The organism is Variovorax sp. ZS18.2.2 (assembly GCF_024701975.1).
GTDB lineage: Bacteria > Pseudomonadota > Gammaproteobacteria > Burkholderiales > Burkholderiaceae_C > Variovorax.
Genome location: NZ_JANLNM010000002.1, coordinates 631,160 through 644,868, shown reverse-complemented (window position 1 = coordinate 644,868; position 13,709 = coordinate 631,160). Strand labels below are relative to the sequence as shown.

9 protein-coding genes are annotated in these 13,709 nt (G+C 67.6%); 5 read left to right on the top strand and 4 right to left on the bottom strand.

The genetic code is table 11. The features are described from left to right. The first annotated feature begins 228 nt into the window (after window positions 1–228). A complete protein-coding gene (locus tag NU688_RS13460; RefSeq protein WP_257861127.1) occupies window positions 229–2,334 on the top strand; it encodes a 4Fe-4S dicluster domain-containing protein in 2,106 nt (701 codons plus the stop codon). On the opposite strand, the gene NU688_RS13455 is transcribed toward NU688_RS13460, so the two are convergent. Continuing rightward, on the bottom strand, window positions 2,312–3,382 hold the full coding sequence (locus NU688_RS13455) for a LysR family transcriptional regulator (protein WP_257861126.1): 1,071 nt from the start codon (window positions 3,380–3,382) through the stop codon (window positions 2,312–2,314). The genes NU688_RS13460 and NU688_RS13455 overlap by 23 nt on opposite strands. A gap of 24 nt (window positions 3,383–3,406) precedes the next feature. After that, window positions 3,407–4,396 carry a tripartite tricarboxylate transporter substrate binding protein gene (locus NU688_RS13450; RefSeq protein ID WP_257861125.1) on the bottom strand — a complete coding sequence of 330 codons (990 nt, stop codon included), beginning with the start codon at window positions 4,394–4,396 and terminating at the stop codon, window positions 3,407–3,409. Window positions 4,397–4,504: 108 nt separating this feature from the next. Between NU688_RS13450 and NU688_RS13445 the strand changes: the two genes are divergently transcribed. The 3 genes from NU688_RS13445 (at window position 4,505) to NU688_RS13435 (ending at window position 8,316) form a co-directional block, all read left to right on the top strand. Then, entirely contained in the window at window positions 4,505–5,419 is a 915-nt protein-coding gene (locus NU688_RS13445) for a LysR family transcriptional regulator (protein WP_257861124.1), read from the top strand. A 54-nt stretch (window positions 5,420–5,473) separates the two neighbouring features. Beyond that, window positions 5,474–6,535: an alpha/beta fold hydrolase gene (locus NU688_RS13440; RefSeq protein ID WP_257861123.1), complete on the top strand. Its 1,062-nt coding sequence runs from the start codon at window positions 5,474–5,476 to the stop codon at window positions 6,533–6,535. Window positions 6,536–6,612: 77 nt separating this feature from the next. Next, complete coding sequence (locus NU688_RS13435; protein WP_257861122.1) at window positions 6,613–8,316, top strand: FAD-dependent monooxygenase; 1,704 nt, start codon at window positions 6,613–6,615, stop codon at window positions 8,314–8,316. Between the two features lie 52 nt (window positions 8,317–8,368). On the opposite strand, the gene NU688_RS13430 is transcribed toward NU688_RS13435, so the two are convergent. Beyond that, window positions 8,369–9,667, bottom strand: a complete 1,299-nt coding sequence (locus NU688_RS13430; RefSeq protein WP_257861121.1) for an MFS transporter — start codon at window positions 9,665–9,667, stop codon at window positions 8,369–8,371. Between the two features lie 192 nt (window positions 9,668–9,859). Between NU688_RS13430 and NU688_RS13425 the strand changes: the two genes are divergently transcribed. Next, on the top strand, window positions 9,860–10,879 hold the full coding sequence (locus NU688_RS13425) for an AraC family transcriptional regulator (RefSeq protein ID WP_257861120.1): 1,020 nt from the start codon (window positions 9,860–9,862) through the stop codon (window positions 10,877–10,879). Here NU688_RS13425 and NU688_RS33965 read toward each other — a convergent pair. Next, on the bottom strand, window positions 10,876–13,689 hold the full coding sequence (locus NU688_RS33965) for an aldehyde dehydrogenase family protein (RefSeq protein ID WP_308340304.1): 2,814 nt from the start codon (window positions 13,687–13,689) through the stop codon (window positions 10,876–10,878). The two genes, NU688_RS13425 and NU688_RS33965, sit on opposite strands and share 4 nt — an antisense overlap. Between the last annotated feature and the right edge of the window lie 20 nt (window positions 13,690–13,709).

Genomic DNA, 13,709 nt, shown 5'->3' with positions numbered 1-13,709 from the left:
CTCCATCGGCTGATTGATTTTTTGGGTCGGGCGACGGATTCAGCATTCCGTCGCCTCTGGCATTGCCCGCGGCAATTCTTCAATGCGGTCCCGGTCGCCGCAATCTCTTGCACGGCATGCAGTCCATGAAACGGATTCATTGGCGGCATGCCGTGCAAGCGATTGCGTGGAACCGGTGCACGCCGAAAAATTTGCCTCACATCGAACGAGAGTTCAGGAGCCGCCAGCATGCGCATGCACAGCCACCGCAACCGCCCCTATCACCTGAGCGCCTATGCGCTGGAGCACCTGCCTCGCCTGCGTGAAGAAGACAGGCCGGTTCTCGGCGACACCGGAAAGATGCCTTGCGATGCCACCGGGCCCGAGGTGGACGGCGTTGCCCACGCCACCCGCGAATACACCGCCCTGTTTCGCGAACACCTGCGCGGCCGTGTCGCACCCGCGCTCGCGCCCATTCCCGACGACAAGGAGGCGCGCGCACAGAACCTGAAGGCTTCGTCCTATTTCCTCGATGCCTGCATGGCCGGCATCTGCGCGCTCGATGCGGATGACTGGTGCGGCGACCCCGTGCCCGACCACACCCACGCGCTGGTGTTCCTGGTGGAGTTCGGCCGCGAGCCGCGGCTAGGCGATCCGGGCGAATCATGGATTCGTGGCTGCAACGCGAGCCGCACCGACATGCGCGCCACCGAAGTCGCCGTGGTGCTCGCCGGCTATGTGCGAGGGCTTGGGTTCGATGCCATGGGCCATGCGCCCGAGGCTTCGGCCGTGCACCTGGAGCGGCTGGCCATCAAGGCCGGCCTCGCGCTCGTGCGCGACGGCGCGCTCGAAGTGCCGTATCTGAAGCGCGGCTTTCGCATCGGCGTTGTCACCACCAGCTATGCAATGGCGACCGATCTAGCGCTGGATCCAACATACCCTCGCACAGTGGGCAATGCCGCGGTCCGGATGGGACTGGATGGCACGCTGCCCGAGTGGTGGAGCGACGAGCAGGACAAGCGTCCTCTTCATCTGGGTCGCTATCCAATGGAAAAAATAAAACGCGTCGCAGAGCCCACGACCCTGGTGCTGCGCGAACGCATCCAGCGCGTGCCCAAGCGCGGTGATTTTTTCAAGCGGGCGGAAGCCGGCGACATGGGCGCCAAGGCCCAGGAGGAGAAGGATCGCTTCGCGATGAAGCATCCCTACGCCCTCGGCATGGCCCCGCTGATTCGCCACATGGTTCCCCTGCAGGGCACGCGCGAGCCGCTCGCGCCCACCGGCATCGGCGGCGACCTTTCGAACCTGCAGCGCGCGGCGGACGCGATCAAGGCTCTGGGCTATTTCCTGGGCGCCGACTTCGTTGGCATCTGCGAGGCGGAGCCCTGGATGTACTACTCGCACGACGAGGTCGAAGGCAAGCCCATCGAGGCCTATCACCGCTATGCCGTGTGCATGCTCCTGGACCAGGGCTACGAGACGATGGAAGGTGCATCGGGCGACGACTGGATCTCGGCCTCGCAGTCGATGCGTGCCTACATGCGCGGCGCCGAGATCGCCGGCGTGATGGCGGCGCACTGCCGCCGCCTGGGCTATTCGGCGCGCAGCCATTCGAATGCTCATTCGGAAGTGATCCACAACCCCGTCATCCTGATGTCGGGGCTGGGCGAGGTCAGCCGGATCGGCGAGACCATCCTCAACCCCTTCATCGGCCCGCGCTCGAAGTCGGTCGTCTTCACGACCGACCTTCCCATGGCCATCGACCTGCCCATCGATTTCGGGCTGCAGAACTTCTGTGCGGGGTGCAGGAAGTGCGCACGCGAATGCCCGTGCAACGCGATTCCCTACGGCCCCAAGGTGCTGTTCAACGGCTACGAGATATGGAAGGCCGATGTCGAGAAATGCACGAAGTACAGGGTCACGCAGCAGAAGGGCTCGGCGTGCGGGCGCTGCATGAAGATGTGTCCATGGAACCGCGAAGACACCGTCGAGGCCGAGCGCATGACGTGGCTGTCGATCGAGCACCCCGAACTCGCGACGAGCATCGCCGAACTCGACGACCATGTGGGCAACGGCGCACGCAACCCGATCAAGAAATGGTGGTTCGACCTCGAGGTCGTGGGCGGCATCGCCATCCATCCGGTCAGCGGAACGAACCAGCGCGACCTGAGCCTGGACCGCGGCGAGAAACTGGCGAAGGCGCAGAAGCTCGCGATGTTCCCGCCAGAGTTGCAGCCTGCAGGCGGCACGACCCTCGCGCAGGTGGTGCCGGTGGACCGCGAAGCCGGGTTGGCGCGCTACCTGCGCGCGGGCGAAGAGCTGGAAGAGGCGCTCACGCCTCTCGTGCGGCCCTGAGGTGACCGGCGCCTTCGACCATGGCCTGCGCGTTGCGCTTGAGCGGGAGCACGGTGCGCTCTGTGCGCGCGGTCGATCGCGTCATGGCGCTGCCTGCGTCCGCGAAGAGATCGAACACCATCTGGCGTATCCACGCATTGGCGGCGTCGTGATGCACCCGCTCGTGCCAGTGTTGCCGGACCTCCAGCGGCGGCAGCGCAAGCGGACAAGGCAGCATGCGCAGGCCCTGGTTGGCCTGCGCAAGACGCCGCGCACTCACCGTGGGCAGCGTGAGCACCATGTCGCTGCCTTCGAGGATGAACGGCGAGGCCAGCAGTGTCGGCACCTGGGCCGCGACGCGCTCGGTGCCGCAGGCATCGCCGATGCAGCGGCCCACGATGTTGTAGTGATGGCCGGAGCCCGGCATCGTCGCGATCAGATGACTTTCAGCGAGAAACTGCGCCAGCGACAGCGCATGCCCGATGCGCGGATGCCCCGCACTGAAAAGACACGCATGGCTGTCCGTGAAGAGCCGCTGCTGATAGATGCCCGCGCCCAGGTCGGGGTATGCGCCCAGCACCAGGTCGATCTCTCCGCTCGCCAGGCCGAGCGCCATGTCCTGCTGTACCGGTTGCACGAATCGCAACCGCACCCCGGGTGCATGGACGCGCACGTGTGCCAGCAGCCTGGGCAAGAAGTGCAGCGCGCCGAGGTCGGAGCAGCACAGCGTGAAACTCCGGCTGGCGCCCTCGGGCAGGAAGCGGGTGCCGGTGCGCAGATCGACGTCCACAATGTGCAGCGCCGCGCGCACCAGTTCCGCCATGGCATGTGCCTTGGGCGTCGGCGCCATGCCCTTGGGCGTGCGCACGAAAAGCGGGTCTTGATACTCGTCGCGCAGCAGGGCCAGCGACTTCGACAGCGCGGGCTGGGTGAGCTCCAGTTCGAGCGCCGCGCGTGTCAGGTTGCGCAGCCTGAAGATGGCCTCGAAGCAACGCAGCTGCTGGATGTTGACCGATGCGCGCGCCTCGTTTCTCATGGCGGCGCGACGTGGCAAGGATGAGACTTTCAAGGTTCTTCTCCAAAGGGGCTACGGTCAATCCATCTCGATCTTCGTCTTGCCGATCAGCTCTGCATAGCGCGCCGTCTCGGCCGCCATGTAGGCGCGCAGCGCTGCCGGCGTGAGCGTGAACGGCTCGTACCCCGCCGAAGCGAAGATCGCCGTCACGTCCGGATGCGCCAGCGCCTCCTGCACGTCTCGCCGGATCTGCGCCGCCACCGCCGGCGACACGCCCTTGGGCGCAGCCAGCAGCAACCAGCCCGAGGCTTCATACCCGGCGGGCCCGCCGGCTTCGGCCACGGTGGGCACGCTGGGCGCATCCGCATGGCGTTGAGATGCGGCCACCGCGAGCGGCACCAGCCGGCCCGAGAAGGCCCGCACCGCCGCCAGCGTGCCGAGCGCGAAGTCGACCTGGCCCGTGCTGACGTCGGTATAGAGCACGTTGGCGTCCTTGTAGACCACATGCTGCATGTCGGTGTTCGTCAGCGTGGTGAGCACGGCCGTGCCCAGGTGCACAGGGTTGCCCACGCCCCAGGAGCCATAGTTCAGCTGGCCCGGCTTTGCCCTGGCGGCGGCCAGGATGTCGCCCAGCGACTTGTACTTGCCATTGCTCGAGGTGAGCACGAAGAAGCTGGTGCGCATGAGGGGTGCGAGCGGTTCGAAGTCCTTCGCCGGGTCGTAGGGCAGCTTCCTGAACATGTGCTGGTAGCCCGTCAGGTGCAGGCTGTCGAGCTGGATCAGGTCGTGGCCGTCCGGCGCGCCGCGCTTGAAGGCGCTGATGGCGATGAAGCCGTGGCCACCGGGGCGGTTGTCGATGATGACCGGCTGGCCCCACTTGCGCTGCAGCCGGTCGGCCACGGCGCGCAGCATCACTTCGGGCACGGCACCGGCCGAGAAGGGCGTGGTGATGTGCACCGGCCTGGTCGGAAATGTCGGCGCCGGTGTCTGGGCCTGCGCGGCGGATGCGGTACACAGCACGGTGCAGGCGATGACGCCCCACAGCGCTTGCGTGACGATATTTCTCATGAATGTCTCCTGTCGTTGTCGGGGTCCGACTCGCTCGGCCCGGCCAGCGTAGACCCGCCTCCACATCCACCGGATCGATAGAATGCCTGTTACACATGGGCTGCATCGATGACCGCACCTCGCCTGGATCTCAACCTCGTCCGTGTCTTCGTCACCATCTATGAAGCGCGCAGCGTCACGCGCGCGGCGGAACGCCTGGCCCTCACCCAGCCGACCCTGAGCCACGCACTGGCCCGGCTTCGCGAGGTCTACGGCGACCCCCTCTTCCGCCGCAAGGCCACAGGCCTCGTGCCCACCGGCATGGGCGAGCAGCTGTACCAGCGCTTCAGCCAGGCGCTGGCCGGCATCGACAGCACGCTGGAGTCGCGCCAGCGCTTCAATCCCGCACAGTCGGCGCGGCGCTTTCGCATCGCCATGTCGGACGTCGGCACGCTGTTCTTCACCGCGGCGCTGCTGCGGCAGATCCAGTCGCACGCGCCAAAGGTCGAGATCGACATCGAGAAGATCGGCGAGCAGGTCGTCGAAGACCTCGCGCTGGGCCGCATCGACGCCGTCATCGGCAACCAGCCCGGGCTGCTGGCCACCACCTCCAGCCTGCCGCTGTTCCATGAGCGCTATGTGTGCGTGATGTCGGTCGACCACCCCACGATCGGGGAGAAGCTCACGCTCGAGAAGTTCGTGGCCGCGCGCCACATCATGGTGATGACGCCCACGCGTGGCAACCAGCTGATCGACGAGGCGCTGGCCCAGCGCAAGCTGGCGCGCAAGGTGGTGGCCCGGGTGCCGCACTTCATGAATCTGCCGGACCTGCTGGACCACACCGACCTGCTGGTGCAGATGCCCGACCGGGTGGCGCAGACCTACGTGCGCGAGGGCCGCGTCAAGGCATTGCCGCTGCCCGTTGCGGTGCCCGAATTCGAAGTCCGCGTGTACTGGCACGTGCGCAACGAATCGAGCCGGGCCCACAAGTGGCTGGTGGAACAGGTGACCACCGCGCTGGGCACGGATTCACCTCATCGATAAGTAACAAGCCGGCCATCGATGGAGCCCATGCGGACCGCGTCCTAAGCTGGCCGCATGCCTGACACCGCCACCACCACCCTCATCGAATCCGACGCCGCCGCGGCGGGAACCTTCACCCTGCGCGACCTGCGGCTACAGCAAGGCGGCTTCCTGCCCGAGGTGCGCACCGCCTACCTCACGCGCGGCACTCTCGCGGCCGACGGACGCAACGCCATCCTGGTGGCGCACGGCTATACCGGCGGGCACGACATGATCACCGACCACTGCCATGTGGTGGACGGATCGTGGGCGGACCTGATCGGCCCTGGCCGCGCCATCGACACCGACCGCTGGTTCGTGGTCTGCGCCAACGCACCGGGCTCGTCGTACGGCTCGACCAATGCCGCGAGCACGAACCCGGCGACCGGCCGGCCCTGGGGTTCGGCCTTTCCGGAGATCCGCATCGCCGACATCGTGGCGGTGCAGAAGGCCTTGCTCGACCACCTGGGCGTCAAGCATCTGGCGGCCGTGGTCGGCCATTCCTTCGGCGGCGCGCAGGTCTATCAATGGGGCGTGGACCATCCGCATTTCATGGATGCGCTGGTGCCCGTGATCGCCACGCCCGCCATGCCCGGTGCGGACGTCGCTGCGCTGCAGGCCGAGCTGGCCGCCCTGCCTGAATGGCACGGCGGCAACTACTACGGCCGCGCCGATCTCTACGACTACCTGGTGCGCAAGCGCACAGGCGGGTTGATGGCCTTCGGCGCCGACGCCGTGCTGGCCGACCAGTGGCCGGCCCCGGAGCAACGCGCGCGCGAACTGCGGCGCCTTGCGAGCGAGTGGGCTCGCGGCTTCGACGCCAATTCCCTGCTGATCCTGTACAAGGCCATGGCCGCCTTCGACGTGCGCGAGCGGCTGCACGAGATTCGCGCGCCGCTGCTGCTGGTGCTGTCACGCAGCGACCGACTGGTGCCGGCTTCGCGCGCTCCGGAGCTTCTGGCGCAGCTCGCGGCGGCCGGCGTCGATGCGCGCTATGCCGAAATCGACAGCGACCACGGGCACTGCGCATCGGGCAGCGACGCGGCGAAATGGTCCGGCGTGCTGGCTGAGTTTCTGACCGCGCACACGCGACGATGAACCTCACTGAACCTCACTGAACCTCACTGAAGGTCGCTGAGCGTCGATCAACGACGACGAATAACAAGGAGACAAAGATGAACGCGATGAATGAAAAGACAGCTCTTCCGGATGAAGTCCCGGTGCTCATCGCCGGTGCCGGCCCGGTGGGCATGGTGCTGGCGATCCTGCTGGCGCGCCAAGGCGTGCGCAGCCTCGTGCTGGAAAAGCGCGAGCGCATCAACGTGCTGCCGCGGGCCCGCGGCATCAATGTGCGCAGCGTGGAAATCATGACCCAGCTCGACCTGGGCGAGGAGCTGCGGGCCGACGCGCTGCCGGCGCTGTGGTCGCGCTCCTTCGTCTACACCGAGCGCATGGCCGGCGAGCTGGTCGGCATCATGCCGGGCAACATGGCGCCGGGCTCGTCTGCTGCGTTTTCGCCCTGCGAATACCGCATCGCGGCGCAGGACAAGCTGGACCCGATGCTGTACCGCAAAGCCCTCGCGCAGGGCTGCGACATTCGCCTCCGCCACGAAGTCACGGCGTTCCGCGACGAGGGCAGCGATGTTGTCGCGACCGTGGCGACGGAAGGCGGCGGCACGCGCGAGGTGCGGGCGCAATGGCTGGTCGCGGCCGACGGCGGCGCGAGCCGCCTGCGCGAAGCGGCCGACATCGGCCATGCGCACCATGCCACCTATCGCTCGTTCGTTGCCACGCATTTCCACGCGGACCTGTCCCGCTTCACGAAGGGCCGCGAGGGCGCGCTGATCTGGACGCTGGCGCCCGGCGTCGTTGGCCTGTTCCATCCGCTGGACGGCAAGACGGCCTGGGCGGGACAGATCCAGTACGACCCCACGCGGGAACAGCCCCACACCTGGAGCGACGCGGACGTGGTGCGCCGCCTGCAGGCCATGATCGGTGCGCCAGAAGGCGAAGCGCCCGAGATCGATCTGCACAAGCACTACACCTTCACGCTGACCGCATCGGTGGCCGAGCGCTTTCGCCAGGGCCGCCTGCTGCTGGCCGGAGACGCCGCGCACTGCACGTTGCCGCACGGTGGTTGGGGCCTGAACACCGGCATCCAGTCCGCGCACAACCTGGCCTGGAAGCTGGCCGCCGTGCTGGGCGGCAAGGCACCGGTTGCACTGCTGGACACCTACGATGCCGAGCGGCGCGAGGCGGCGCGGCGCAACTGCGAATTCGCCGAGGTGAACGCCGGCCACACAGAAAAGCTGATGCGTGCGCTGCGCGAATCCAGCGGACCCGAGGAGCGCCGTCGCATCGTCGAAGGCTCGCGGCAATACGGCAACTGGAGCGGCCTGGACCTGGGCATCCACTACGACGGCAGCGCCGGCCGCGGCGCCTTCGTGTCCGACAACATCGCAGCGCCCGCAGTGGAGAACCCGGTGATCGACTACGTGCCGCATGCCAAGCCCGGATGGCGCGCGCCGCATTTCTGGGGGCGCACCGCGCAGGAGCGCATCCGCGTCTCCAGCGTGATGCTGTTCGATGGCGGCTTCACGCTGCTGGCTGGCCCGCAAGGCCAGGCGTGGGTCGAGGCTGTCGGCGCACTGGACGCTGCGGGCGCGTTGCCGGCGATCAAGCCCTGGCGCGTTGCACCCGATGGCGACCTGGTGCCCGAAGCGGTGGACTTCTGCGCGCTCTACGGCATCGGCGCCGACGGTGCCGTGCTCGTACGGCCCGATGGCCATGTGGCCTGGCGCGTCGCGGGTGGTGTGCCCGACGCGAAGCTGGTGCTGCACGAGATGCTCGCGCGAACGCTCTGCCACGACCAGGCCTGAAGCGCGCGATGGGCCGGAACCCCGACTGGATGGGAATGGATCCTCCAGGGATCTAACCGTGTTTGACGCGGGTCGTGGCGGCTGCGCTCGAAGATATCTTCGGCCGCCCCACGGCAAGAATGATCACGAAAGAGACCACGCCCAACAGCGAAACAAGGATCAACCCCGCCGTGAAGCTGCCCGAAGTCTCCTTGAAGTAGCCCATGGCGAACGGGCCCGCGAAGCCGGCAAGATTGCCCACCGCGTTGATGAAGGCGATGGACGCCGCCGCAGCACTCGCCGGGAACTGCTCCGAGACCAGCGCCCAGAACGGCGCCAGCACCGCGAAGATGCCGAAGGCGGCAAGACTCAGCAGCAGCATCTTGCCGACCGGATCGGTGAAGAGGGTCGATCCGGCGAGCCCGGCAGCGGCGATCAAGGGAGGGATCGCCGAATGCCATCGGCGCTCGCGCTTCGCATCCGAGCGGCGCGCGTTCCAGACCATGGCGACGGCGCCGACCGCGAACGGGATCGCCACCAGCAGCCCGGTGGCCAAGGTGCCGAAACCCAGTTCCCTCACGATCTGCGGCAGCCAGAAGGCAACACCGTAGTTGCAGGCGACCAGGCCGAAGAAGGCCACGCTGAAGAGCAGCAGGTCGGGGTTGGTGAGTGCGGCCAGCGTGCCCATCCGCGGCTTTTCGTTCAGGCCGCGCTCGGCCTTCAGGCTGCTTTCGAGCCAGCGCTTCTCCTCGGGCTCCAGCCACTCCGCATCCGCCGGCTTGTCGCGCAGGACCTTCAGGAAAACCAGGGCCAGGATCACCGACGGCAAGCCTTCGAGGATGAAGAGCAGTTGCCAGTTGTGCAGCCCGGCCACGCTGCCGATGGACAGCAGCCAGCCGGAGATCGGCGCGCCGATCAGGCCGGCCAGTGGAATCGTGACCATGAAATAGGAACTCAGCCGCGCCCGATGGGCAGCCGGGACCCACCACGTCATGTACAGCACAAGCCCGGGGAAGAAGCCGGCCTCGGCCGCTCCCAGCAGGAAGCGCAGCACGTAGAAGCTCTCCTTGCTCCAGACAAAGGCCATCGCGCAGGACACCAGGCCCCAAGTGAACATGATGCGAGCCAGCCATACCCTGCCGCCGAAGCGTTCAAGGGCCAGGTTGCTCGGCACCTCGAAGATGAAGAAGCCGATGAAGAAGATGCCCGCGCCCCAGCCGTAGACGGTGGGCGAGAAACCGAGGTGCTCGTTCATGCTGATTGCCGCGAAGGACAGGTTGACCCGGTCCAGATAGGCAAGGAAGCCCCCGACGATCAGCCACGGGATGATGCGCCGGTTGATCTTGCGCACGACAGACGATTCGATGTCCATTGGTTTGTCTCCAATTCTTGGCGTCGTGACGATCGGCGCCCCCGCTTGCGATGCGAGTTCGCCCATCTGTCCGGCCTGGCTGATTTGCCACCGTTGCGACCCTCGCAGCGTGCCGGGTGTCGCGTTGGCAAGTGTGGACCGTCGCGCCTTGAAGGTTGATGATTTCGGGACATCCTCTTATCCTTTTGGGTCATGCACCAAGCTGTCGTCCGAAGCGCCGTTCTGGTCCGCTACGCGAACTTCGCGCGTCGCGTGGGCCTCGATCCGCTGGCCATGCTGCAGGCCGTCGAGATCGATCCGGCGACCCTGGCCTCGCCCGATCTCACCGTCGCCGCCTTCAAGGTCTATCGCCTGCTCGAGCTGTCGGCCAACCTGACCGGCCTGCAGGACTTCGGCCTGCGCCTGGGCCGGGAAGGCGGCAGCCTCTCCTACCTCGGTGCGCTGGGTGCCCTGGCGCGCGACGAGCCGACGCTGCGCGACGCCCTCCTGCGCTTCGCCCACGACACGCACCTGCACAACACCTGCATGGCGCTCGAGATCGCCGAGGCGCGCGGCGTGGCAGTCATCCACGTGACCGTGCTTGCCGAAGGGGAGCCGACGGTGCGCCAGTCCACCGAGTACTCGCTGAGCGTCCTGCACCTGACGATGCGCCAGCTCATCGGCGCCGCCTGGTCGCCGACCTCGATCCAGTTCATGCACCGCTGCGCCGGCAGCGACCAGCCACATCGCCTGGTGTTCGGCTGCCCGGTGCATTTCTCCGCCGAAGGCAATGCCTTCGTGCTGCCGGCCACCGACCTCGACCTGCCGCTGCCGGCGGCCGACAGTGGCCTGCGGGTCTATGCGACCGTCGACATGGGCTCGCTCGCGTTGCCGGACCGGGGCTTCGTGAGTTCGGACCGGGTCAAGCAGACCATGCTGCGGCTGCTCCCGCTCGGACGCTGCCGGGCCGACGTGGTTGCGCAGACGCTGGCGATGGACCGGCGCACGCTGCACCGCCATCTGGCACGCAGCGGCAAGAGCTATACCGAGCTGCTGCACGAGACGCGGCTGGAACTCGCCAAGCAGTACCTGAGCGCCGGCGCCCTGAGCGTGACCGACATCGGCGGCCTGCTCGGCTTCGGCTCGGTGAACAACTTCTCGCGCTGGTTCGTGACGCAGCAGGGCGTGGCGCCTTCACGCTGGCGCGCTCGCGTGCAGGATGGTCCGGCCTAGAGCAACTCGTCGTCCCACGTGAACAGGCGCTCGATGCCGTTGTCCCGCACGTGGACGATGTCCTCGATGAAGACCCGCTCGTCCGAGGCGCCGGGACAGTAGATATGGGTCGTCAGCATCGAGTCGCGTTCCAGCGGCCAGTCGCCGCGCGGATGTGCGGAGAGGTCCATGTCCACGTGGTCCAGGCCGAGCCCGTGGAAGTAGATCAGCACCCCGTCGTCGTTGAGGCCGTGCTTGCGGAAGATGCGGTGGCCGATCTCGGCGAGCTCGCCGGTGCGCGCACCAGGCCGCGCCGCGCGGTTGATTTCCGCCAGGCTGGCGACCGTCGCCGCCCAGTTGCGGCGCGCCGTGGGTGAGGGATCGGCGTCGATCACCCAGGTCTTGCCGCCGTCCCAGCAGTAGCCGTTGTAGTTGCCGTGGCAGTCGAAGATCACATGCTGGCCGCGCACCAGTTCGTGGTCGGTCAGCTCCGGGTCGCTGTAGGTCGCCCAGTCCGCACCGGGCGTGTTGGACAACGCCATCGTGTCGGGCAGGTTCGGATTGCCGCCCAGCGCCAGCGCCTCGACCTGGAAGGCGAACACCAGCTCGCGAAAGGTCATGCCCGGCGCCCACTGGCGGATCGCGCGCAACTGCGCCGTCTGATTGATGCGGGTGGCTTGCCGCAGCAGGTCGAGCTCGGCGCCGGTCTTCTGCTGCCGGACGTAGCGCAAGTGGTTCTCGGCCGGCAGCGGCTGCAGCGAGGGCAGTGCGCTCACGAGGCCCATGCCCACGCCCAGGTTGTCGAAGCCCACCTTGCCGCCCGACAGCCCGAGGTCCCGCAGAGCGCCGGTCAGCGCCTCTGCCATTCCCCCGGCATAGCGCCCCGCGACGGCGCCCTTGAGCTCGTTGCCCTCGAGCAGGTGATGCGGAACGAAGCGCCGGAGCTCGCGTGCGCGCGGCGCCACGTCGAGCGGCAGCACCGTGGCGTAGGGCCGGACGTCCTGGATCCACGTGGGCTGCAGCGAGAGCCGCATCACGTCGATGTCCGGCATCAAGAGGATCGGATGCTCCGGCGCATGGCGTGCGATCACCACCGGGAACATGCCGATTTCCTCGGGAATCGTGTGGTGGCGGCCGTAGCTGCTCAGGTAGTACTGGTTGGTCGCGTACATCGCGACGATGCCGTCGAGTCCGGCCTGCTTCATGCGCGCGATCAGTCGGTCGAGGTTGCACAGGCGCGCCGGCGCGGGCATGCGCGGCGCGAGCCGCAGTCCGGCCGAAGAAGAGCGTTCCAGAGACCGCGCCGGCGCCCGCGTGTCGCGCGCCTCCATCGGCGCGAGCGTCTCGGCCGCCTCGGGCGCGCGCTGCGGTGCGGCTGTCTCGATGGCAATGCCGAGCATCGCCTTGTGCTCGAGGAAGGCGTCGAGGCCGAATTCGCCGAACTCACGGCCGTTGCCCGAGCGCTTGTAGCCACCGAAAGGCGCGGCGAGGTCGGGCCCGGCATCGTTGATGTGGACATTGCCGACGCGCAGCCGCACACCGATGCGCTGCGCATGCGCAACGTCGTCGCTCCACACATAGCCGGCCAACCCGGTGTCGGTGGCATTGGCGATGCGCACCGCATCCTCCTCGCAGCCGTAGGCAATGATGCTCAGGACCGGCCCGAAGATCTCCTCGCGTGCAATCCTCATGGCTTCCGTGACGTCGGCGAACACGGTCGGCCGGACGAAATAACCCGTGGACCGTTCTGCCGGCCTTCCGACGCCGCCGCAGACCAGCTTCGCGCCTTCGTCGATGCCGGACTGGATCAGGCCCTGCACACGCTGGAACTGGCGGGCATTCACCAGCGGCCCGATCTCCGTGGCCGGATCGGCCGGGTGGCCGACGACCATGCCGCTGGCGATGCGTCCTGCAATGGCGGCCGCGCGCTCGGCAACCGCCGCCGGCACCAGCAGCCGCGTGGGCGCGTTGCACGACTGGCCTGAGTTGACGTAGCAGGCACGCACGCAGTTTTCGACGGCGCGTTCCAGGTTCGAATCCGGCAACACGATGAAGGCGGACTTCCCGCCCAACTCCTGGTGCACCCGCTTCACGGTGGCGGCCGCACGTCGCGCGACGTCGATGCCGGCAGGCGTCGACCCCGTGAAGGACACCATGTCGACGGCGGGATGTTCGGCCAGCAACTGCCCGACCTGGGCCGCGCCGTGGACGAGGTTGAAAACACCGGGTGGCGTGCCGGCCGCGTGCAGCACTTCGGCCAGCAGATTCGCGGACATCGGCGAATACTCGCTCGGCTTCAGGACCACGGTGCAGCCGGCCGCGAGGGCCGGGAGAACCTTGCAGATCACCTGGTGGATCGGCCAGTTCCAAGGCGTGATCAAGCCGCACACACCCACGGGCTCGCGCAATACGCGGGTGCTTCCAACCGTTTTCTCGAATGGAAAGGTCTCGAGCACCGACAGCATCTGCGCCAGGTGACCCAATGCGACGGGTGCCTGCGCGGCTTCGCACAGGCCGATGGGCGCACCCATCTCGCGCGAGATCGTGGCGGCGAATTCGGCCAGCCTGGGCTGGTAGGCCGCAATCACCCGCTGCAGCCAGGCCGCGCGCTCGGCGGCCGGGGGGGTCTTCGCCCCGTCGAAGGCCCGGCGCGCGGCATCGACGGCGCGCTCGACGGTCTGTGCATCGGCCATGCCGACGCGCCCCAGTGCGTCCTCGGTCGCGGGATCGATGATGGCCACTGCGGTCGCCGCGTCGGCCTCCACCCAGGCGCCGTTGATGTAGTGGGGCAGAAGCTCGGTGCGGACGCCGGGCGGCAGCTTGATTTCCATGGCTTGTCTCCTTCGAACGG

Coding starts and splice junctions, on each gene's coding strand:
- NU688_RS13445 (WP_257861124.1), top strand. CDS start 4,505: ATGACCGCACCTCGCCTGGATCTCAACCTCGTCCGTGTCTTCGTCACC.
- NU688_RS33965 (WP_308340304.1), bottom strand. CDS start 13,689: ATGGAAATCAAGCTGCCGCCCGGCGTCCGCACCGAGCTTCTGCCCCAC.
- NU688_RS13425 (WP_257861120.1), top strand. CDS start 9,860: ATGCACCAAGCTGTCGTCCGAAGCGCCGTTCTGGTCCGCTACGCGAAC.
- NU688_RS13460 (WP_257861127.1), top strand. CDS start 229: ATGCGCATGCACAGCCACCGCAACCGCCCCTATCACCTGAGCGCCTAT.
- NU688_RS13430 (WP_257861121.1), bottom strand. CDS start 9,667: ATGGACATCGAATCGTCTGTCGTGCGCAAGATCAACCGGCGCATCATC.
- NU688_RS13450 (WP_257861125.1), bottom strand. CDS start 4,396: ATGAGAAATATCGTCACGCAAGCGCTGTGGGGCGTCATCGCCTGCACC.
- NU688_RS13435 (WP_257861122.1), top strand. CDS start 6,613: ATGAACGCGATGAATGAAAAGACAGCTCTTCCGGATGAAGTCCCGGTG.
- NU688_RS13440 (WP_257861123.1), top strand. CDS start 5,474: ATGCCTGACACCGCCACCACCACCCTCATCGAATCCGACGCCGCCGCG.